Annotated in this window: 14 protein-coding genes; 11 read left to right on the forward strand and 3 right to left on the reverse strand. The window is 74.3% G+C overall.

Translation table 11 applies throughout. The features are described 5' to 3' along the window. Nucleotides 1-20: 20 nt before the first annotated feature. Together HWY08_RS17315 and rimO are read left to right on the forward strand one after the other, a co-directional pair. Nucleotides 21-2,873 (forward strand): hypothetical protein, encoded by a 2,853-nt coding sequence (locus HWY08_RS17315; RefSeq protein ID WP_176067506.1) that lies wholly within the window; start codon nucleotides 21-23, stop codon nucleotides 2,871-2,873. Nucleotides 2,874-2,991: 118 nt separating this feature from the next. Next, nucleotides 2,992-4,413, forward strand: coding sequence for a 30S ribosomal protein S12 methylthiotransferase RimO (gene rimO, locus HWY08_RS17320; protein WP_235969685.1), 1,422 nt, complete (start codon nucleotides 2,992-2,994; stop codon nucleotides 4,411-4,413). A 6-nt stretch (nucleotides 4,414-4,419) separates the two neighbouring features. Here the strand turns inward: rimO and lolA are convergent, their stop codons facing one another. Beyond that, entirely contained in the window at nucleotides 4,420-5,043 is a 624-nt protein-coding gene (gene lolA, locus HWY08_RS17325; RefSeq protein ID WP_176067507.1) for an outer membrane lipoprotein periplasmic chaperone LolA, read from the reverse strand. A gap of 76 nt (nucleotides 5,044-5,119) precedes the next feature. On the opposite strand from lolA, the gene HWY08_RS17330 reads away from it, so the two are divergent. Further along, nucleotides 5,120-5,701, forward strand: coding sequence for a 2-hydroxychromene-2-carboxylate isomerase (locus tag HWY08_RS17330; RefSeq protein WP_235969686.1), 582 nt, complete (start codon nucleotides 5,120-5,122; stop codon nucleotides 5,699-5,701). Between the two features lie 36 nt (nucleotides 5,702-5,737). Beyond that, nucleotides 5,738-6,061 (forward strand): hypothetical protein, encoded by a 324-nt coding sequence (locus HWY08_RS17335; protein WP_176067509.1) that lies wholly within the window; start codon nucleotides 5,738-5,740, stop codon nucleotides 6,059-6,061. A gap of 19 nt (nucleotides 6,062-6,080) precedes the next feature. On the opposite strand, the gene amrS is transcribed toward HWY08_RS17335, so the two are convergent. Together amrS and HWY08_RS17345 are read right to left on the reverse strand one after the other, a co-directional pair. Then, nucleotides 6,081-7,136, reverse strand: coding sequence for an AmmeMemoRadiSam system radical SAM enzyme (gene amrS / locus HWY08_RS17340; protein ID WP_209005173.1), 1,056 nt, complete (start codon nucleotides 7,134-7,136; stop codon nucleotides 6,081-6,083). Between the two features lie 9 nt (nucleotides 7,137-7,145). Further along, nucleotides 7,146-8,588 (reverse strand): ArnT family glycosyltransferase, encoded by a 1,443-nt coding sequence (locus HWY08_RS17345; RefSeq protein WP_176067510.1) that lies wholly within the window; start codon nucleotides 8,586-8,588, stop codon nucleotides 7,146-7,148. Between the two features lie 113 nt (nucleotides 8,589-8,701). On the opposite strand from HWY08_RS17345, the gene metH reads away from it, so the two are divergent. The 7 genes from metH to HWY08_RS17380 all read left to right on the forward strand — a co-directional run. Further along, the gene (gene metH / locus HWY08_RS17350) at nucleotides 8,702-12,154 is read left to right on the forward strand and encodes a methionine synthase (RefSeq protein ID WP_176067511.1); all 3,453 of its coding nucleotides are present in this window, start codon (nucleotides 8,702-8,704) and stop codon (nucleotides 12,152-12,154) included. 166 nt (nucleotides 12,155-12,320) lie between these two features. Next, complete coding sequence (locus HWY08_RS17355; RefSeq protein WP_176067512.1) at nucleotides 12,321-13,679, forward strand: TolC family protein; 1,359 nt, start codon at nucleotides 12,321-12,323, stop codon at nucleotides 13,677-13,679. Further along, nucleotides 13,676-15,835: an efflux RND transporter periplasmic adaptor subunit gene (locus tag HWY08_RS17360; RefSeq protein WP_176067513.1), complete on the forward strand. Its 2,160-nt coding sequence runs from the start codon at nucleotides 13,676-13,678 to the stop codon at nucleotides 15,833-15,835. The genes HWY08_RS17355 and HWY08_RS17360 overlap by 4 nt, the downstream gene beginning before the upstream one ends. A 12-nt stretch (nucleotides 15,836-15,847) precedes the next feature. Continuing rightward, nucleotides 15,848-18,958, forward strand: coding sequence for an efflux RND transporter permease subunit (locus HWY08_RS17365; protein ID WP_176067514.1), 3,111 nt, complete (start codon nucleotides 15,848-15,850; stop codon nucleotides 18,956-18,958). 126 nt (nucleotides 18,959-19,084) lie between these two features. Continuing rightward, nucleotides 19,085-19,318, forward strand: a complete 234-nt coding sequence (gene tatA, locus HWY08_RS17370) for a twin-arginine translocase TatA/TatE family subunit (RefSeq protein ID WP_235969687.1) — start codon at nucleotides 19,085-19,087, stop codon at nucleotides 19,316-19,318. Nucleotides 19,319-19,406: 88 nt separating this feature from the next. Beyond that, on the forward strand, nucleotides 19,407-19,835 hold the full coding sequence (locus HWY08_RS17375; protein WP_176067517.1) for a hypothetical protein: 429 nt from the start codon (nucleotides 19,407-19,409) through the stop codon (nucleotides 19,833-19,835). Nucleotides 19,836-20,279: 444 nt separating this feature from the next. Beyond that, nucleotides 20,280-21,773: HNH endonuclease (locus HWY08_RS17380; RefSeq protein WP_176067519.1), on the forward strand; the 1,494-nt coding region annotated here is incomplete at its 3' end.

Consider the following 21,773-nt stretch of genomic DNA (forward strand, 5'->3'; position numbering starts at 1 on the left):
GAGGCGATCAGGGGGGAAGCATGAACGGCTCGAAGTGGATCGCGGCCCTGGCGACGCTCGCCCTGGCGGCGACCGGCTGTCAGGGAGCAAAGGGAGAGAGCTCGGGGACGGGCGGGCAGGACGGCGTGGCCACCCAGGACGCAGCCGGCACGCCCGGACCGGCAGGCAGCCAGGGGCCCGCCGGCAAGGACGGCAAGGACGGTCTCCCCGGGATCAGCACCGGCATGGTCATTGGGACGGTCACCTCGGCCTCCGCCAGCAAGGCGGGCGTCCCGGTCGCCGGGGTGACGGTGTCGTTCGATCCCGATCCCGGCGTGACCGCCACCACCGACGCGGACGGCAACTTCGGGGCCACGGTCCCGGTCGGCGTCTACACGGTCACCTTCACCAAGAACCCGGGCATCGCGGCCACCTCGTTCTCGAACATCTCGGTCATCGCCGGCGGGAAGGTCTGCCTCGAGAAAGCGCTGCCCTACTCGCCGCTCGCGCTCACCCTCACCGGCGCGACGAGCTGGGCCGGGCTCGGGAAGCTCGTGGCGCTGGGCGCCTCCACCACTGGCGCGACCGGCCCCGTCTCCTACGCCTGGAAGCTCACCGCCGGCCCCTTCAAGAAGGGCGCCGCGCCCGCGCTCGCCGTGAGCCCCGACGGCGCGCAGGCCAGCTTCACCACCGCGCTCCTCGCCGAGATCATCGCCAGCGGCGTCGTCAACAACCCGCCCCTCGACCTGCCGCCGCGCCCGAGCTTCGTCGCCATCTCGCCGGGGCAGGCCGCGAAGATGAGCTACACGGTCTCGGTCACCGCCACCGACGGCACGTTCTCGCAGACCGCCACCGCCACCGTCGGCACCCTGCCCTTCACGCCGGGCCTCGCCGAGACGGCGCCGCGCGGGCTGCCGCTCGTCGCCAACGACGCGCTCGCCGCGCACTACGCCTGGCAGCTCGCGTCGCGCCCGGCCGGCTCCGCCGCCGCGCTCGACCTGGGCGGCGTCCGCAACCCGGTCTTCGTCCCCGACGTCGACGGTCAGTACGTCCTGACGAACGGCGCGACCCAGCTGGCGGTGACCGTGAACGGCTTCGTGGGCCTGGGCAAGATCGCCGACGACGGCGCCCGGCACGGCTGCTCGAACTGCCACGTCCCGTACTTCCAGCCGCCCAAGGCGAAGGAGTGGAAGAACTCCGCCCACGGCAACCACTTCTTCAAGTTCATGCACTACGAGGGCGACGCGCTGGTCTGGAACCTCGACCCCGTGACGCTGCTCCCGGTCCCCGCGCCCACCGCCAACGAGGGCAAGGTCGTCTCGTGGAGCCAGCCCGGGCGGATGACCACCTTCGAGTTCGGCATGACCGGCGCCGAGGGTACCCACTACGGCGCCAACTGCGTCGCGTGCCACACCACCGGCTACGGCGGCGGCGCGAACGGCGGGTTCGACGACGTCGCGCTCGCCACCGGCTGGAAGTTCCCGACGGCGGCGCAGCTGGAGGCGGCGTTCGGCGGCACGGCCTCGACGCCGGCGCCGGTCTTCGCGCTCTGGAACGCCATCCCCTCCGAGCTGAAGGGCCTCGTCGGCATGCAGTGCGAGGCCTGCCACGGCCCGATGGGCGAGCACGCCCAGAACCCGATCAACGTGACGGCCGCCAAGGGCTTCTTCGGCGTGGACAGCTGCGCGGCGTGCCACGATCGCCCCACGAACCACGACCGCGTGGCGTTGTGGCGGAAGTCCGGCCACGCCACCCTCACCAATGGTGAGTTCGGCGCCATGGACGTCGGCGTCGAGGCGAGCTGCTCGCGCTGCCACGCCGGCCAGGGCCACAAGCTCTGGGCGGACAATGGGTTCGGCACGAGCTACGTGCCGCCCGCCGACGAGAACGGCACCGCGACCCTGTGGGGCAAGGGCGACGTCCAGCCCATCACCTGCCAGGCCTGCCACGACCCGCACACGACCACCCTGCGCCTCGAGGGCGAGGCGCCGCTGGCGCTCCTCGACGGCTACACGGTGGAGGGGATGGGCACCGGCGCGAGCTGCATGGTCTGCCACAACGGCCGCAAGAAGCTCCCCGCCAGCCCGAACGGCATGGGCGCGCACGAGAGCTCCCAGACCGACGTCTTCGTGGGCGTGAACGCGTTCTTCGTGAACCCGTCGCAGCCGTCGGCGCACCTGGCCGTGGCCGACACCTGCGTCGGCTGCCACATGAAGGTGAAGAGCGCGGTGAAGGACGGCACCACGCCCTCCAACACGAACCACACCTTCGCCATCGACGCCACCCGCGCCTGCCAGGCCTGCCACGGCGCAGCGGCCTCCGCCGAAGGGCTCGAGGAGGCCTTCGACGCGTCGCTCGCCGCGCTCTGGAAGGCGATGGGTGACAAGATCACCGGCGCCCTGCCGGCCGTCTACAACGTCGTGGCGCAGGATCCGGCCGGCCTCGGCGACGCCCAGGCCGAGACCCACCCGAAGGCGGTCACGCTCGACCAGAAGCCGGTCAGCGTGAAGCAGGTGCGGTCGTACCACCCCTACACGCTGTTCGTGTTCGGGTTCGCGACCCCGATCCCCGATCCGTTCCACGCCGGCCTGACGACGACCGAGCTGTGGATCAAGACGGGCGACATCGACGTGAGCGCCCCGCCGGCGCCCATCGCCGTCACCCCGGGCACGGTGGCCAGCGACGGCGCCGTCACCGCCGACGCGGAGTACACCATCGCGACGCCGCTGGTCGCGAAGGGCGGCGTCATCGCCAAGGCGTGCTGGAACTCGGTGCTGCTCACGAACGACAAGTCGAAGGGCCTCCACAACCCGGACTTCGCCTTCGACGTGCTGGCCGCGAGCCGCGCCCAGGTCGTGGCGCTCCCGGCCACGGCCCCGGCCGGCGGCTTCTAGCCGCAAGGCGTCGCACGCGCGGCGGCCGCGCCACCTCCTCCGAGGGGTGGGCGGCCGCCCGCCGTTTTTCGGCCGCCGGATTGGAAAAGGCGGCGCGGCCTGTTAGATCGGGCGCCCCGTGCCGACCCACGTCTACATGCACACCCTCGGCTGCCCGAAGAACAGGGTGGACAGCGAGGTCATGCTCGGCACCCTGGCCGACGCCGGCTACCGGCTGGTGCAGGAGCCGGAGCGCGCCGACGTCATCGTCGTCAACACCTGCGGCTTCATCGAGAGCGCGAAGCAGGAGTCCATCGCCGCCATCGTGGAGCTGGCCGACCAGAAGGCGGCCGGGCGCTGCAAGAAGCTGGTGGTGGCGGGCTGCCTCACCCAGCGCTACCACGCCGAGCTCGCCGCCGAGCTGCCCGAGGTGGACCACTTCGTCGGCACCGGCGCGTACCAGGACATCGCGCGCATCGTGGCGGACGCGCAGGCCTCGCGCGTCATCGTCCCCGACCCCGACTTCGTCCACGCCGCCTCGACGCCGCGCGTGAACTCGCTCCCGTCGCACACCGCCTACCTCAAGATCGCCGAGGGGTGCGACAACGCCTGCGCCTTCTGCATCATCCCGGCGCTGCGCGGCCCGCAGCGCTCGCGGCCGGTGGCGGACCTGGTGGCCGAGGCGGAGGCGCTCGCGGCCGACGGTGCGGTGGAGCTGTCGCTCGTGGCGCAGGACCTCACCGCCTGGGGGCAGGATCTGCCCGGCCGGCCCCGGCTGCACGAGCTCCTCCCCGCGCTCTGCCGCGTGGACGGCCTGCGCTGGCTCCGGCTCCACTACGCCTACCCGCGCGACTTCCCCGACGCGCTCATCGAGGTGATGGCGAGCGAGCCGGCCATCGTGAAGTACCTCGACATGCCCCTCCAGCACAGCTCGGACCGGCTGCTCCGCGCCATGAAGCGCGGGCGGGACAGCCAGTTCCTGCGCGACCTGCTGGCGAAGCTGCGCGCGCGCGTGCCGGGCCTCGCGCTGCGCACCTCGCTGATCGTGGGCCTCCCCGGCGAGACCGAGGCGGACTTCCAGGACCTGCTCGCGTTCGTGCGGGAGCAGCGCTTCGAGCGGCTCGGCGTCTTCGAGTACTCGCGCGAGGAGGGCACGCCCGCCGCCGCCATGGACGGGCAGGTCCCGGAGGAGCTGAAGCGCGAGCGCTTCCAGGCGGTGATGGAGGTGCAGCGCGACCTCGCCGCCGCGCACCAGCGGGCGATGATCGGGCGGCGGCTCGAGGTGCTGGTGGAGGGCGCGAGCGAGGAGTCCGAGCACCTGCTGCAGGGGCGCCACGCGCAGCAGGCGCCGGAGATCGACGGCCTCACCTACCTCAACGAGGTCGCCATCCCCGGCGAGCCGGAGGCCGCGGTCTACCCGGGCGACCTGGTCACGGTCGAGGTGACCGACGCCGGCGACTACGACCTCGTCGGCCGGGTGGTGGCGCGGGACGCCCGCCCCCGGCGAGCGCCCCAGGCGCGGAAGGCGCCGCGGACGAGCGGGCTGCGGGTGCTGGGGTAGTCGCCCCTACTGCGCCTTCACGTAGTGGACGTCCTCCGGGAGCTTCAGCTCGAACACCGAGTCCTTGAGCCCCGGGTTCCGCTTCACGTCCTCGAACTCGAGCGCGTTGGTGTTGCCGGAGCCGTCCACGACCCGGGTGGCGGTGACCACGCCGCCCTCGCCCACCGTCAGCACCACCTCGCGCACCCGGCCGTCGGGCTGGCGCGGCGTGAGGACGAGCCGCCCCTCCGCGTCGGTGGAGAAGGCGAACTCCCGGTCGAGGCGGCCCTGCCCGACGAGGAAGGTGACCGCGGCGCTGAGCGCGGTGGCGTCGAAGTGGTCGTCCACGTAGGCCTGGTTCACCTCCGGCTCCCACTGCACCAGCTTCGCGCCGTTCACGAGGACGGTCTTCTGCGACGGCGCCGCGTAGTCCCAGCGCAGCTTGCCGGGCTTCTTCACCCGGAGCGTGCCGCGCGAGGTCTGGCTGCGGCCGAAGGCGGCGTAGGTGTAGGTCTGGACGAAGCGCGCCTCGAGGTCCTTCGTGCGGTCGTAGTAGGCCTGCACCTCGCGGGCGAGGGTGGCGGCGTCCCGGGCGCCCGCGGGCGCGGCGGGGGTGGCGGCGAGGGCGAGGGCGGCGAGGGCGGCGATCATGGCGGGTCGTTATATCCCTGCCGGACGCGCCGCGGCGCCGGTCCATTCACCTCACCCCCCACCGCGGGAGGCGCTCTTGGCGACGCTCGAGCTCTTCTACGACTTCGTCTCGCCCTACTCCTACTTCGCCTCGACCCGGGTCGAGGCGCTGGCGGCCCGCACCGGCGCCACCCTCCGCTTCCGCCCCTTCCTCCTCGGCGGCGTGCTCAAGGCCACGGACAACAAGGCGCCCGCCGACACCCCCGCCAAGTACGCCCACCTCAAGGTGGACACCGCGCGCTGGGCGAAGCGGCTCGGCGTGCCGTTCAGGTTCCCCACCGTCCACCCGTTCTCGACCGTCCTCGCCATGCGGTGCGCGCTCGCCGCGGAGGTGCGGGGCCAGCTCGTCCCGTTCACCCACGCCGCCTTCCGCGCCGCCTGGGCCGAGGACCGCGACCTGACGAAGCCGGAGGTGCTGGCCGGGATCGCCTCCTCGGTCGGGCTCGACGGCCCCGCCCTGGTAGCCGCCGCGCCCGACTTCAAGGCCGCGCTGGTGGCGAACACCGAGGAGGCGGTGCGGCGAGGGTCGTTCGGCGCCCCCAGCCTGTTCGTCGGCGACGAGCTGTTCGTGGGCAACGATCGGCTCGACTTCGTGGAGGAGGCGCTCCGCGGCGCTTGATCCGGCGGGCCTTCCGGGCGATCCTGCGCCGCCTCGATGACCACCCGCCTTGCCCTCGCCGCCGTCGCCGCCGCCGTCCTCGCCACCGTGGCCGGCTGCGGCTCCGCTTGCCAGGACCTGGGCGAGCGCATCTGCGGCTGCCAGCCGGCGGGCACCCTGCGCGACAACTGCAACTCCTCCATCCGCAACGAGCTCGGCTCGAGCTACGGCCAGGCGAGCAAGGCGGATCAGGCGTTCTGCCAGGCGAAGCTCGCCACCTGCCCCGACTTCGCGGCGCACCCCGACGAGTGCCCGGTGCTCAACACCGCCGCCGGCATGCAGGAGTGCGGGCTCGCCTACCCCACCGCGGCCGCGCCTTAAGCGCGCTCCGCCGGGGACGTCAGGCCAGGCCGAGGTAGCGCGGCCGGCCGTCGCCGGGCGTCCGGGGAGCGGCGCCGAAGCGCCCCGCCAGCTTCGCGCCGCAGCGCGGGCAGCGGTCCCCCGCGAGCCGGTAGCTCGCGAGCGCCAGCGCGTCGCGGACGATGAGGGCCTCGCCGCAGCCGGCGCAGCGGGTGGTCTGCCCTTCCCGGTCGTGCACGTTGCCGGTGTAGACGTGGCGGAGCCCCACCTCGAGCGCCGCCGCGCGGGCGCGGGCGAGCGTCTCGGGCGGCGTGGGCGGCACGTCCAGCATGCGAAAGTCCGGGTGGAAGGCGGTGAAGTGGAGCGGGACCTCCGCCCCCATGTGCTCGCCCACCCAGGCGGCGAGCGCGCGCGCCTCGGCGGGCGAGTCGTTCAAGCCCGGGATGACGAGGTTCGTCACCTCCACCCAGACGTCCGTCCTCGCCAGCCAGGCGAGGGTCTCCAGCACCGGCGCCAGGTGCGCGAGCGTCACCTTGCGGTAGAAGTCCTCGGTGAAGCCCTTCAGGTCGACGTTGGTCGCGTCCATGTGCGCGAAGATCTCCTCGCGCGCCCGCTCGGCGACGTAGCCCGCGGTGACGAAGACGGTCTTGAGGCCCCGCGCGCGCGCCTCCTTGGCCACGTCGATGGCGTACTCGGCCCAGATGACCGGGTCGTTGTAGGTGAACGCGATGGCGGGGCAGGCCGCCTCGATGGCGAGGTCCACCACCTCGCGCGGCCCCCACTGCTGGGAGCGCCGCTCGGCGACGCGCGCCTTGGAGATGCTCCAGTTCTGGCAGAAGCGGCAGCCCAGGTTGCAGCCGGCGGTGCCGAACGAGAGGACGTTCGTGCCGGGGAAGAAGTGGTCGAGCGGCTTCTTCTCGATGGGGTCCACCGCGAAGCCGGTGGACCGGCCGTAGGCGAGCGAGACCATCCGGCCGCCCACGTTCTGCCGCACGAAGCAGAAGCCGGCCTGCCCGTCGGCGAGGCGGCAGGCGCGGGGACAGAGCGTGCAGCGGAGCCGCCCGTCCTCTTCGCGCTCGAAGTACCGCGCCTGCACGTCCCCGATCTAACGCTCCAGGGCCTCGCCGCCAAAGCGGGCGAACGGGGTCACCGTCAGGTCGCGCAGGTGCACGCCCGCCAGCGCGATGCTGGCGCGCTGGGTCGGCTGCTCGCCCGCCCCACCGAACGCGGCGCGGAAGGCGGGGCTCACCCCGTCCAGCCCGACGTACAGGAACGGCTCGCCCGGCGCGGGCCGGTCGTCCCACAGGTCGAGCTGGGAACGGCGCTCGACGGCGGGGCCGAGCCGCCGGAAGCCGCCGTAGAAGGCGAGCTCCGCCGCGTACTGGTAGTTGGTCGTGAACAGGAACGGTTGCCCCTCCGGGCAGCCGAGCGCCGCGCACGGGCCCGCCGCCAGGCGCCGCGCCTCGTCGGCCAGCGCGCGCCAGCCGTGGAAGCGCTCGACGGCGGGCGTCCCGGCGAGCAGCTGCGGGTGCGCCTGCTCGGCCCCGAACAGCGCGAGCAGCGCGACGCCCAGCGCGACCGAGCCGCCCACCAGCGCGCCGCGCGCGAGCGGCCGCGCCGGGGCGAGGGCGGCCCCCGCGGCGGCCGCCAGCGCGGGGTAGACGAGCGCCGGCCAGTTCGCCTCGACCCGGCCGCGCAGCGCGGCGGCCGCGCAGACCGCGAGCGGCAGGAGCACCGCGACCGCCACCCGCCGCGCGGCCGAGGTGCGCGCCCGGAGGAGCGCGAGCCCCCCGAGGACGAGCGGCACCGGCCCGGCGCCGGCGAGCTGGCCCAGCGCGAACTCCAGGACCGAGCGCGGGGTGGCGCCGGCGCCGAAGCCGTGGCCGAGCTGGAAGGCGATCGACACGAAGTCGTGCCGCGCGTTCCAGGCCAGGCACGGCGCGAAGATGGCGACCGCCAGCAGCGCCGCCAGCCACGGCCAGGCCTGCCGGAGGTCGCGCCGCAGCTCGCGGTCCCAGAGGACGAGGAGGAGCAGCGCCGGCGCGAGCAGCGCCGCCGTGTACTTGGCGAGGAGCGCCAGGCCGACCGCGGCGCCGGCCGCGAGCCAGCGCCACCGGCGCGCCCGCGCGAAGAGCCAGAGCGCGGCGGTGTAGGCGGCGGCGGCGGGGGCGTCCGGGAGCGCCAGCCCGCCCAGGAGGCTCATCATGGGCTGGGTGGCGGCCAGCAGCGCGGCGAGCAGGGGCGCCCGACGATCCTCGGAGAGCTCCCCCGCGAGCAGCGCGGCGAACACCACCGTGGCCGCGCCCGCGACCAGGAACGGCAGCCGGACGCCCAGCTCCCCCGGCAGGAGCGGCGAGGACGCGGCGATGAGCCAGGCGACGAGCGGCGGGTGGTCGAAGTAACCGGGCGCGGGCCGCAGCGACCACAGCCAGTAGTACGCCTCGTCCGAGTAGAGCTCGGTGGGCGCGAAGGCGAGCGCGCGCGCCGCCAGCGCGCCGAGGGCGAGCGCGGAGGCAGCGAGGAGGACGCGGCGGCGGGCCCGGAGCACCCGCGCATGGTAGTCGAAGTCGCGGCGCGCCTCCGCGCCAGCTCGCCGCGTCCGGCGCGGGGACGACGGGAGCCGTCCTTGCCGCGGCGCGTCCTTCCGCCTACAACCGCCCCGTGACCTTCCGCGAAGCACTCGAGCGCCGCGCCCTCGTCTTCGACGGCGCGATGGGGACGCAGATCCAGGGGCATCAGCTCAAGGCGGCCGAGTTCGGCGGCCAGGAGGGCGCGAACGACCTCCTCACCGTCACCCGGCCCGACCTCATCGAGGAGATCCACGGCCGGTACTTCGCGGTCGGCTGCGACGTGGTGGAGACGAACACCTTCGGCTCCTCGCGCCTCAAGCTCGACGAGTACGGCCTGGGCCACCGCACCTACGAGGTGAACTTCCGCGCCGCGCGGCTCGCCCGCCACGCCGCCGAGCGGCACGCCACCCCCGGCCACCCGCGCTTCGTGGCGGGCTCCATCGGCCCGACCGGCATGCTGCCCTCCGCCTCGGACCCGGTCCTCTCCAACGTCACCCCCGACGCGCTGGAGCGCATCTTCGCCGAGCAGGCGCGCGGCCTCGTCGACGGCGGCGTGGACGCGATCATCATCGAGACGCAGCAGGACCTGCTCGAGCTGCGGGCGGCGGTGCTGGCCGCGGACGCGGTCCGGCGGGAGTCGCTCAAGGACGTCTTCATCATCGCCCAGCCGACGCTCATCGACGCGAACGGCCGGATGCTGCTCGGCACCGACGTGGGCGCCGCGCTGGCGGCGCTGGAGCGGCTGCCGGTCGACGCCATCGGCCTCAACTGCTCCACCGGCCCGGCCGAGATGCGCGAGAGCGTCCGCTACCTCGGCGAGCGGTGCAGCCACGTCGTCTCCTGCCTCCCCAACGCCGGGATGCCGGAGAACGAGGACGGGCGCGCCGTCTACAAGCTCACCCCCGACGCGCTCGCCGCCGCGCTCTGCGAGTTCGTGCGCGATTTCGGCGTCGGCATCGTCGGCGGCTGCTGCGGCACCACCCCCGCCCACCTGGCCCGGGTGGTGGAGGAGCTCCGGAAGCTGGACGTCCGGCCGCGCCCCCGGCCGCGCCCGCTGCCCGAGCTCGCCTCGGCCATGAAGGCGGTCCCGCTCGACCTCCAGCCTCGCCCGCTGGTGGTGGGCGAGCGGGTCAACGCGCAGGGCTCGCGCAAGGTGAAGGAGCTGCTCCTCGCCGACGACTACGCCGGCGTGCTGCGCCTCGCCCGCGACCAGGTGGAGGGCGGCGCGCACGTGCTCGACGTGTGCGTGGCGATGAACGAGCGCGACGACGAGGCGGCGCAGATGCGCACCCTCGTGAAGCTCCTCGCCCAGGCGGTGGACGCGCCGCTCATGATCGACTCGACCGAGGCCGACGTGGTCGAGGCGGCGCTCAAGCTGCACCCGGGCCGCTGCATCGTGAACTCGGTCAACCTGGAGAAGTCCGGCGAGCGGGTGAAGAAGGTGCTGCCCCTCGTCCGCCGCTACGGCGCGGCGGTGGTCGCCATGACCATCGACGAGAAGGGGATGGCCCAGACCGCCGAGCGGAAGGCGGAGGTGGCGCGGCGGACGGTGGCGGTGGCGAAGGAGTACGGCGTCCCGCCCGACAGCCTGGTGTTCGACCCGCTCACCTTCACCCTCGCCACCGGCGGCGAGGAGTACCGGCGGAGCGCGGTCGAGACGCTGGAGGGCATCCGGCGCATCAAGGCGGAGAACCCGGGCGTCTTCACCTGCCTCGGCGTCTCGAACGTCAGCTTCGGCCTGTCGAAGCCGGCGCGCGAGGTGGTGAACTCGGTCTTCCTCTACCACGCGGTGCAGGCGGGGCTCGACCTCGCCATCGTGAACCCGAAGGACATCCGCGGCTACCAGGAGATCCCGGCCGAGGAGCGCGCGCTCGCCGAGGACGTGGTGCTCGACCGGCGCCCGGACGCGCTGGCGCGCCTCATCGCGCACTTCCAGGGCAAGACCAGCACCGCCGCGGCGCAGCCGGTGGAGGACCTCTTCGCCGGCAAGCCCGCCGAGGAGCGGCTCCACCTCCAGATCCTCCACCGCCGGCCGGAGGGCGTCGAGGCGCTCATCGACGAGGCGCTCACCCGCCGCCCGGCGGTCGAGGTGCTCAACACGGTCCTCCTGCCGGCCATGAAGGACGTGGGCGACCGCTTCGGCGCGGGCGAGCTCATCCTGCCCTTCGTGCTGCAGTCGGCCGAGGTCATGAAGAAGGCCGTCGCCTACCTCGAGAAGTTCCTCGACCGGGTCGAGGGCACCGCGAAGGGCAAGGTGGTGCTCGCCACCGTCTACGGCGACGTGCACGACATCGGGAAGAACCTCGTCAAGACCATCCTCTCCAACAACGGCTTCGAGGTGCTCGACCTCGGCAAGCAGGTGCCGGTGGCGACCATCCTGGAGAAGGCGATCGAGGTGGGCGCCGACGCGGTCGGGCTCTCGGCCCTGCTCGTCTCCACCTCGAAGCAGATGCCCTACTGCGTGCAGGAGCTGGCGCGCCGGAACCTCTCCTTCCCGGTCCTCATCGGCGGCGCCGCCATCAACCGCAAGTTCGGGTACCGGACGCTCTTCCTGGAGGACGGCTCGCCGTACCCGGGCGGCGTCTACTACGCGCGCGACGCCTTCGAGGGGCTCGAGATCGTGGAGCAGCTCGTCGACCCCAGGCGGCGCGAGCAGCTCCAGGCGGCGACGGTGCAGAGGGCGATGAAGCAGCGCGACACGCCCGAGGCGCCGGTCGCCGCCGCGCCGCCGGGCGCGCGCAGCCCGGTCGTCCCGGTGGCGCGGCCGCCGGCGCCGCCGTTCTGGGGCACCCGCGTCGTCCCGGCGGGCGAGGTGTCGTTGCAGGAGGTGTGGCCGCACCTCGACCTCACCGAGCTCTTCAAGCTGCAGTGGGGCGTCCGGTCGAAGGACAAGGCCGAGTACGAGCGGCTGGTGCGGGAGGAGTTCGGGCCGAAGCTCGAGGCGCTGAAGAGCGAGATCCTCGCCCACGGCTGGCTCGTGCCGCGGGTGGTCTACGGCTACTTCCCCTGCCACGCGGAGGGGAACGAGCTCGTCGTCCTCGACCCGGTCCACAAGAAGGAGCCGCTGGCGCGGCTCTCCTTCCCGCGCCAGCCCGACGAGCGCCACCTGTGCCTCGCCGACTACTTCCGCGAGGAGCCCGGCTCGGACGTGGTCGCGTTCCAGGTGGTGACGGTCGGCGCCGAGGCGACGCGGCTCGCCGATCGCTGGCAGGAGGAGGGCGAGTACAGCCGCGCGCTCTACCTGCACGGCCTCGCCGTCGAGACCGCCGAGGCGCTCGCCGACCACTGGCACGCGGTGGTGCGGCGCGAGCTCGGCCTCCCGAAGGACCAGGGCAAGCGCTACTCGCCCGGCTACCCCGCCTGGCCGGAGCTGACGGACCAGCGCCAGCTCTGGAAGCTGCTCGACCCCGAGCGGACCATCGGCGTGGCGCTCACCAGCGCCGACCAGATGATCCCGGAGCAGTCCACCTCCGCGATCGTGCTCCACCACCCGGAGGCGGTGTACTACACGGTGCGTGGAGCGCCGACCGCCGCGGCGGGGTAGCGGCGCGCCGGCCGCTTGGGGCGCGCGGCGGGAGGCCGCTCCCGGGCCCGCTCCGGGCTAGCAAGAAATTTGAGAGCCTCGCCGGCCAGCGCCGCGCGACCCCTGCGAAATGGGCGCGATCCGCCGGTTCCGGGGTCCGGCACTCCACTTGCTACCGGGCCGCCCCGTGCACCTCCCCCTCCCGCGAGCGCTCGCGCTCCTCGCCGCCCTGGCCGCGGCGGTGCCGCCCCCGGCGCGCGCCGCGGCGCCCGCCGTCCCGGAGCCGCTCGCCCTGCCCCCGCGCCTCACGCTCGAGGAGGCCTCGCGGCTCTTCCGGGAGCGGGGGCTCGATCTCCTGCTCGCCGACGCGGCGGTGGCCTCGGCCGAGGGCGATCTGTCCGCCGCCGGCGCGGTGGCGAACCCGCAGCTCTCGGCGTCGTACGGGCGCTCGCGCACGTTCGGCGACTGCGTCGACGTGCAGGGCAACCCGTCGGCGTGCGGCTGGCTCCCGCAGCCGCAGTACGGGCTCGGCCTCTCCGACTCGGGCGCCGTCTTCGACGTCCTCACCGGCAAGCGCGGCCTGCGCGTCGACGCCGCCCGCGCCGCGCTCCAGGCGGCGCGCGCCTCCCGGGCCGACGCGGAGCGGACGGTCGGCGCGCAGGTGCGGCAACAGGTGGCGCAGGTGGTGCTGGCGCAGGAGTCCTCGCGCTTCGCCCGCGAGGTGGCGGCGGCGCAGGCGAGCGCGCTCGAGCTCACCCGCACCCGCGAGGCGGCGGGCGCGATCAGCGAGGCGGACGTCGCGCGGGTGGAGGTGGCGAAGCTCGAGGCCGACCAGGCGGTGGACGCGGCGGCGCAAGCGCTCCGCGACGCGCGCGCCCAGCTCGCCTTCCTGCTCGGCGCGCGCGGCGAGGTGCCGGAGTTCGAGGTGGACGCGCCGGACCTTGCGCAGGGGCGCGAGCCGCCCGCGCTCGCCGGCGCGACCGCCCCCGCCCTGCTGGCGCGCGCGGCGGAGCGGCGCCCGGACCTGCACGCGGCGCGGCTCCAGCGCGAGCGCGCCGAGGCCGCGCTGGCGCTGGCGCGCCGCCAGCGGATCCCGGACGTGACCCTCTCCCTCAACTACGCCCAGCAGGGCACGACCAACCAGGCGGTGACGCCGCCCACCTTCACGCTCGGTCTCGCCTTGCCGCTGCCGCTCTTCTACCAGCAGCAGGGCGAGATCCGGCGCGCCGAGGCGGACGTCTCGACCCAGGCGCTCCAGGCGACGAAGCTCGAGGCCCAGGTCGCCGCGGACGTCGCGACGGGACTCGCGGACTACGCCGCCTCCGGCGCGCTGGTGCGGCGCATGGAGGGGGGCCTGCTGGCGCGCGCGGCGCGGGCCCGCGACCTCGTCCAGGTGCAGTACCAGAAGGGCGCCGCTTCGCTCCTCGACTACCTCGACGCGCAGCGCACCTTCGTCGCCACCCGCGTCGAGTACCACCAGGACCTCGCGGCCTACTGGACCGCCGTGTTCAAGCTGGAGGCGGCGGTGGGGGAGGAGCTGCGATGAGAGGGACGGTGCTCACGGCGCTGCTCGGCCTCGCCCTCGCCTGCCGCGAAGGCGGGCCGGCGCGCGGCGCGGCGCCCCAGGGCGACGAGCTCACCCTCGACGAGGCGCGGCTCGACCGCGGCGAGGCGCAGCTGGCCGTCGCCACGGAGGGGGAGCTCCGGCAGGCGGTGGCCGCCGCGGGCCGGGTCGCCTTCGACGACCAGCGCGTCCAGCACGTCCTCTCGCCGGTGGCCGGCCGCGTCACCCGCGTCCTCGCCCACGCGGGCCAGCGCGTGGCGAGGGGCACCCCGCTCCTCACCCTGGCCTCGCCGGAGGTGGGGGCGGCGCTCGCCGACCTCCTCAAGGCGCAGTCCGACCTGGCGCAGGCGGGCGCGGAGCTGGCGCGGCAGCGCCGGCTGGTGGGCGCCCACGCCGGCCCGGCGCGCGACCTCGAGGCCGCCGAGGACGCGCACCGCAAGGCGGAGGCGGAGCTGGCGCGGGCCCGCCAGCGGGCGGCGCTGCTGCGGGCGGGCGACGTCGACGCGGTGACGCAGGAGCTGACGCTCAAGGCGGCGCTCCCGGGCGAGGTCCTGGCGCGGGCGGTGAGCCCGGGCCTGGAGGTGCAGGGCGCCTCCTCCGGCACCCCGGTCGAGCTGTTCACGGTGGGCGACATCTCGCGGGTCTGGATCCTGGCCGACGTGGCCGAGGGCGACCTGGGCCGCGTCCGGGCCGGCGCCGCCGCCACCGTGCGCGTGCCCGCCTGGCCCGGCCGGAGCTTCGCCGGCACCGTGCAGTGGGTGGCCGGCACCCTCGACCCCGCGCTCCGCACCGGGCGCGTCCGGATCGCGCTCGACAACGCCGACCGGGCGCTCGAGCCCGAGATGCTGGCGCAGGTCGCGATCGACGCCCCGCCGCTGCGCGCGCTGACCGTCCCCCGCGCCGCGCTCACGACCGTCGAGGGCGAGAGCTTCGCCTACGTGAGCGAGGGCCCGCCGCAGGACGGCCGCCAGCGCTTCCGGCGGCGGCGCGTGCGGGCGAGCGGGGATCCGGCGAGCCCGCTGGCCGTGATCGAGGGGGGGCTCGCGGCGGGGGAGCGGCTCCTGGTGGAGCAGCCCACGACCCGCGAGCCCGGCGCCGGCGAGGTGCGGATCTCGGAGCACCAGGCCGAGCACGCGGGGATCCGGCTGCAGGCGGCGGGGGAGCAGGACCTGGACGACACGCTGGTGGCCGGAGGCCGCATCGCCTTCGACGATCTGCGCGTCGCGCACGTCTTCTCGCCGGTGACGGGGCGGGTCACCCGCGTGCTGGCCGAGCCGGGCCGCCACGTGAAGCGGGGCGACCCGCTCGTCGCCCTCGTCTCGCCCGAGGTGGGCAGCGCCTTCGCGGACGCCGTCAAGGCGGAGGCGGACGAGGTGGCGGCCCGGCACGAGCTCACGCGCCAGCGCGAGCTCGTCGAGGCGCACGCCGGCGCGCGCAAGGACCTGGAGGCAGCGGAGGCCGTGTGGCGCCGCGCGCAGGCCGAGCTGGCGCGCGCCCGGCAGAAGACCCGGCTGCTCTCGACGGGCAGCTTCGACACCGTCACCCAGGAGTACACCCTGCGCAGCCCCGTCGACGGGGAGGTGGTGGCGCGCGCCGCCGCGCGGGGGCTCGAGGTGCAGGGCCAGTGGTCCGGCGCCGGCGCGCCGGTCGAGCTCTTCACGGTGGGAGCGCTCGATCCACTCTGGGTGGTGGGCGACGTCTACGAGATGGACCTGCCCCACGTCCGGACCGGCAGCGCGGTCGAGGTCCGCGTGCCGGCCTTCCCCGACCGCACCTTCCGCGGCAAGGTGGACTGGGTCTCCGCCGTCCTCGATCCAGCCACCCGGACCGCGAAGGTGCGATGCGCCATCGCGAACCCCGGGCACTTGCTGCGCCCGGACATGGCGCCCGTCCTCACCATCGCGCTGCCGAGCCACCGCCACCTGTCCGTGCCGCGCGACGCGGTGCTGCGCCTGGGCGACGAGACGATCGTGTTCGTCGCCTCCGGCCGGACGCCGGACGGCCAGCTCGCCTACCGCCGCCGCAAGGTCGTCCCCGGCGAGGACCGCCCGGGCGGCTCCGTCCCCATCCTCGAGGGCCTGGTGCCCGGCGAGCAGGTGGTGGTCTCGGGCGGCATCTTCCTCGTCGGCCTCCTCTAGGACCACGCACCCATGGTCAAGCGCATCGTCGCCTTCGCCCTGCAGAACCGCGCGCTCGTGGTGCTGCTCGCGCTCGTGCTGCTGGTCGGCGGCCTGGTCGCCTTCGAGCAGCTCCCGGTGGAGGCGTACCCGAACCCGGTCCCGCCCATGGTCGAGGTCATCGCCCAGCCGCCGGGCTGGAGCGCCGAGGAGGTGGAGCGGTACGTCACCATCCCGCTGGAGATCGGGCTCTCGGGGATGCCGGGCCTCGACCACGTCCGGTCCCAGTCGCTGTACGCGCTCACGGACGTGAAGTGCTACTTCAAGTGGGGCACCCGCTACGAGGACGCGCGGCAGGAGGTGATCAACCGGCTGCAGTTCACGCAGCTCCCGGCCGGCGTGCAGGCCCAGCTCTCGCCGTGGAACGCCATCGGCGAGGTCTACCGCTTCAACGTGCGCGGCAAGGGCTACTCGCTGCAGGAGCTCAAGACCGCCGCCGACTGGATCCTGGTCCGCCAGTTCAAGCAGGTGCCGGGGGTGGCCGACGTGGTCACCTTCGGCGGCGAGACGAAGGAGTACCACGTCGAGGTCGACCCGAACCGCCTGCGCGCCCGGGGCGTCACCCTCGCCCAGCTGACGCAGGCGCTCTCCAGCGCCAACCAGAACGTGGGCGGTCAGCGCCTGACGCTCGGCGAGCAGTCCTACACCATCCGCGGGGTGGGGCTCATCCGCTCGCCGCGGGACATCGAGGACGCGGTGGTGCTGGCGCAGAAGGGCGTGCCGGTGCGGGTGCGCGACGTGGCCACGGTGGCCGTGGGGCACGCGCCGCGCCTCGGGCTCGTCGGGCGCGACGACGACTCCGACGTGGTGCAGGGCACCGTCCTCATGCGCTACGGCGGCGAGACCAAGGCCACGCTGCGCGGCATCTACGACCGGGTCGAGTATGTCCGGAGGAACCACCTCCTGCCGCCCGGCATGGACATCGAGCCGTACTACGATCGCGCCACGCTCATCCGCGTCACCACCCGCACCGTGCTCGAGAACCTCCTCATCGGCATGGTGCTCGTCACCCTCGTGCTGGTGGCCTTCCTGGGGAGCGTGCGGGCCGCGCTCATCACCGCCCTCAACGTCCCGCTCGCGCTGCTGGTCGCGTTCATCGGCATGGTGGCGACCGGCACGCCGGCGAACCTCATCTCCCTGGGCGCGGTGGACTTCGGGATCGTCGTCGACTCGACCGTCATCATGGTCGAGAACGTCTTCCGCCACCTCGGCGCGCACGGCTTCGGCGGCATCTTCGAGCGGGTCCGGTCGGCGGCGGGCGAGGTCGGCCGCCCGATGGCGTTCTCCACGCTCATCATCGGGGTGGCCTTCCTGCCGCTCTTCACGATGACCGGCGTCTCGGGCGTCATCTTCACGCCCATGGCGGTCACCTACGCCTTCGCCATCGGCGGCGCCCTCCTGCTGGCGCTCACGCTCACCCCGGTCCTCGTCTCGCGCTTCGTGCCGGCCAAGGCGGAGGAGAAGGACACCGTGGTGATGCGCGCGCTGCAGCGCGCCTACCGGCCGCTCTTCGACGTGGCGCTGCGCTGGCCGAGGCTGGGGCTGCTCGCCCCGGTGCTGGTCATCGGGCTGTGCGTGGCGCTCTTCCCGCTGCTCGGCAGCGAGTACATGCCGAAGCTGGAGGAGGGCAACTTCTGGATCCGGGCCAGCCTGCCCATGTCGGTGTCGATGGAGCAGTCCTCGCGCCTGGTCGGCCGCATGCGCGCCATCCTGAAGCGGAAGCCCGAGGTGGTGACGGTGGTGTCGCAGCTCGGCCGCCCCGACGACGGCACCGACCTGGCCGGCTTCCAGAACATCGAGCTGTTCGCGCCGCTCCGGCCGTACGGCGAGTGGCCCCGCGGGGTGACCAAGGAGCAGCTCACCGAGGAGCTCGGCAAGGAGCTCGAGGAGGAGTTCCCGGGGGTGGTGTTCAACTTCTCGCAGTACCTGTCGGACAACGTCGAGGAGGCGCTCTCCGGCGTGAAGGGCGAGAACAGCGTCAAGGTGAAGGGGCCCGACATCGACGGCAACGAGGCGACCGCCGCGCGCCTGGTCGACGTCATGGAGCACGTGCGCGGCGTGAAGGACCTGGGCCTCTTCCCCACCCTGGGCCAGCCGTCGATCAAGATCGTGCCGGACCGCGAGCGGTGCGGGCGCTACGGGCTGAACACGGGCGACGTGGAGGCGGTGGTGGCGGCGGCGGTGGGCGGCCAGGCGGTGACGCAGGTGTTCGAGGGCGAGAAGAGCTTCGCGCTCACCGTGCGCTGGCAGGAGCCGTACCGGTCGTCCCTCGGCGCCATCCGCGCGATCGGCGTCGCCACGCCGGACGGCGGGCAGGTCCCGCTCGGGCAGCTGGCGCAGGTGAGCGAGGAGAGCGGGCCCTCCGTCATCTACCGCGAGGACGGCAGCCGCTACTCGCCGGTCAAGTTCTCCATCCGCGGCCGGGACCTGGGCTCGACGGTGGACGAGGCACAGCGCCAGATCGCGGACCACGTGCGGCTGCCGGCGGGCGCGCACCTCGAGTGGGCGGGACAGATCAACGAGCTCAACGAGGCGATGGGGCGGCTGGCCGTCATCATCCCCCTCACGCTGCTCCTCATCGCCCTGCTGGTCTACGCGGCGGTGAAGACCTGGCTCGACACCGCGGTGGTCCTCATCTCGATCCCGGTGGCGTGCCTGGGGGGCATCGTGGCGCTCCTCGTCGCGCGCGAGCCCTTCTCCGCCTCGGCCGCCATGGGGTTCGTCTCCGTCTTCGGGATCGCCATCCAGGACGCCATCCTGGTCGTCACCTACGCGCAGCGGCAGTGGGAGAACGGCAAGACGCTCTCGGACGGCGCCCGCGCGGCCGCGGAGCAGCAGTTCCGCCCCGGGCTCATGGCGACGCTCACCGCCACGCTGGGCCTCTTGCCGGCTGCGCTCTCCAACGCCATCGGCGCGCAGGCCCAGAAGCCGCTCGCCATCGTGGTCATCGGCGGCTCGCTGGCGCTGGCCGGCCTCACCCGCATCGTCCAGCCGCCGCTGCTCGTGGTCGCGCACCAGCTCGGCGACCGGTTCCGCGCGCGGCGTCCGGGGCGCCGCCGCGAGGAGGAGGACGCGGCGGCGTAGCCGCGGCCGCGCGTCCAGAGGGTGTGCGCCGGCCGCGCGCGGGAGTGGAGCGCACATCGCAGGAACCCCCGGGTCCGGGGGCTTGGCATTCACCGCTTCGACGTGAGGAGTCGCATGCATCTGGGAATGGGTGAGATGTTGGTCGTGCTGGTGATCGCGCTGCTCGTGTTCGGCCCCACCAAGGTGCCGCAGCTCGGGGAGTCGCTCGGGAAGGGCATCCGCAACTTCAAGAAGGCGGTGAACGAGCCAGAGGCGGAGAGCGTTCCCGTCCCGGTTGCGCCGCAGCCCCAGCTCGCGCCGAGCGCGGCGGTCTCCCAGGCCGCGCCGCCCGCGACCGTCCGCCCGACCGAGGACGCCTGAGCGGAAGATGGGCACGCGGATGCAGCTACCTCGGACCAGGGGCAGATCGCCCGCGCAACTTGGGCCGAGCTCTTCGGTTGGAGCCGGCATGCTCACCCCGGCCGACGACCAGATCACTTCGCTGCTCCTGCGCCGGGTGATCCGCTACCAGACCACCGGCTTCGGGCTGATGATCCTCCTGCTGTTCGCGGACGACCTCGCCTGCCTCTGGAGGGGGCAGCCGGTACCTCGCTGGGAGCTGGTCGAGCTGGCGGCGGCCTGCGCGGTCGGGGCGCTCTCGTTCGCGATGACGCGGCGGCTGACCCCTCGCATCCAGCTGCTCGAGGGGCTCGTCTGCATCTGCATGCACTGCAAGCGCGTGCGGAGCGACGGCGACTGGGTCCAGGTCGAGCGGTACGTGGCCGCGCGGTCGCCCACGCAGTTCTCGCACGGACTCTGCCCGGAGTGCTACGCGCGCAAGTACGAGCGCGAGGACCCGCGCCAGGCGGCGCCGCCCGGCGGCCACCGCGCCGCTTGACCGTCCGACACGGTTCCCTCTCCCCCACCGGGGCTCTCTCTTCCCCCGCGCCGCGCGAACTCGTGACACGGTGCTCTCATCTCCCTGGCCCCGCGAAGCGCGGAGAGGGCCGGGGCGAGGGGCCGCTCGACACCGACCGACCTCGCAGCATGGGGCGGCTGTCCTGCATCGGCGGGCGGACTTCGGGCAGAGAGGGGCGCGGCAGATGGGCGGCCGGGACCGCGCGTCGCGGGCGCCGCTGGACGGTGAGCGTCGAGGGCGAGGCGTCACCGTGCGTCCGCCCCGACAAGGCGTGGCCCGGCTCACGGGGACGAAGGGGCGCGGGTGTGGGCATGCGGCGGCGACGGAGCCGATGGGCGTGCGGCGCACTGCCCTGATCAGGTCTACTCTGCGTGCCGATCTGGTTGACTTTCCGTGTCAGACCGCCGTGCGATGATCTCTCCCATGGACGCCGCACCCGACCTGGCCGCGCTCTCGCCTGGGAACGCCTGGCGGGCGGGCTTCGCGCCGCCGGCCGTCGAGGCCGCGCCGCTCACCGGGCGCGAGCTCGACGCCTGGTTCCGCGGCGGCGAGCCGGAGGCCGACACCTGCGAGGCGCTGCTCACCTGGGCGGCCAGGGCCCGGGGCGCGCTCGACGTGGCCATCGCCGAGGGGCTCGACGCGCTCCGGCGGGGCGACCGGCTGGCCGAGCTCGCGTGCCACCTCTACGACTACGCGCGGGAGGTGCTCGACCTCGGCAAGCGGGCCGCCGAGGGGCTCGCCCTGCTCGGCCGGGAGCTGCGGACGCGGCCGCTCCTGCGCGAGGCGCTCACGGCGGGGCGGGTCAAGCTCCGCGCCGCGCAGACGGTGCTGAAGGTGGCGGTGGGCGAGGACGAGGCGGTCTGGGTGGAGCGCGCGGCGCGGATGACCGTCCGCGCGCTCGAGGCCGAGGTCCGCCGGGCAAGGACGGCGCCGGGCGACGAGGAGGAGCCGTGGCTGCGCCTCGGCGTGCGCCTCGAGCCGGCGGAGCGCGAGGTGCTCGACGAGGCGCTGGCGCTCGCGGGCGAGCTCATGCCGGGCGCGACGCGCGCCGAGCGGCTCGAGGCGATCGCCCAGGAGTTCGCGGGCGAGTACGCGGGCGAGGGAGACCCGGACGCGGCGCGCGTGCTCGGCGCCGCGGTCCGGCCGTCCGGTGCGCGCACCGGGGATACGCGCGCCGCAGCGCTCGAGGAGGAGACGGAGCGCTGGGCGGCGCTTCGCGCCCTGCCGGACATCGCGGCCCCGGACGTCCGCTTCTACGAGACCGCCACCGCCCACGACGTGGACGGCCGACTGCGGGAGCTCGCCGCCCTGCGGGCGGAGTGGGAGGACCTCGTCGGCTACTGCGCCCTGGCGGTCCGGAAGAGCCAGCTGTACCGGCTCCTCGGGTTCGCGAGCTTCCGCCAGTACTGCGAGGAGCGGCTGGGGCTCGCGGCGCGCTCGATCGAGGAGCGGGCCAAGGTCGAGGAGCGGCGCTGGGCCTCGCCGGCGCTCCAGGAGGCGAAGCGCGAGGGGCTGCCGTTCGAGAAGCTGCGGCTCCTCTCGAAGCTGCCCGAGCCGGAGATCGCCCGCTGGGCCGCGCGGGCGAAGGGCCTCACCTGCGTCGCGCTCCGGCGCGAGCTCGAGGGCGAGGCCGAGCGGCGGATGCGTGCGCAGGGGAGGCTGGCCGTCCCGCTGGCGCTCCGGATGGCGGCGGTCCTCGCCGCCGCGGTGCAAGCCGTCCGCGACCGGACCGGGAGGCCGCTGCCGCTCGGGACCTGCCTCGCCGTGCTCGCGCAGCACTTCCTCGACACCTGGAAGGGCGGGAAGCGCGCCCGGACCCGCTCGCGGAAGGTCCGGGAGCGGGACGAGGGCCATTGCCAGGTCCCCGGCTGCAGCCGCCGCGCGACGCACGCGCACCACGTCCTCTTCCGCTCGCAA

It is taken from the genome of Anaeromyxobacter diazotrophicus, from assembly GCF_013340205.1.
GTDB lineage: Bacteria > Myxococcota > Myxococcia > Myxococcales > Anaeromyxobacteraceae > Anaeromyxobacter_A > Anaeromyxobacter_A diazotrophicus.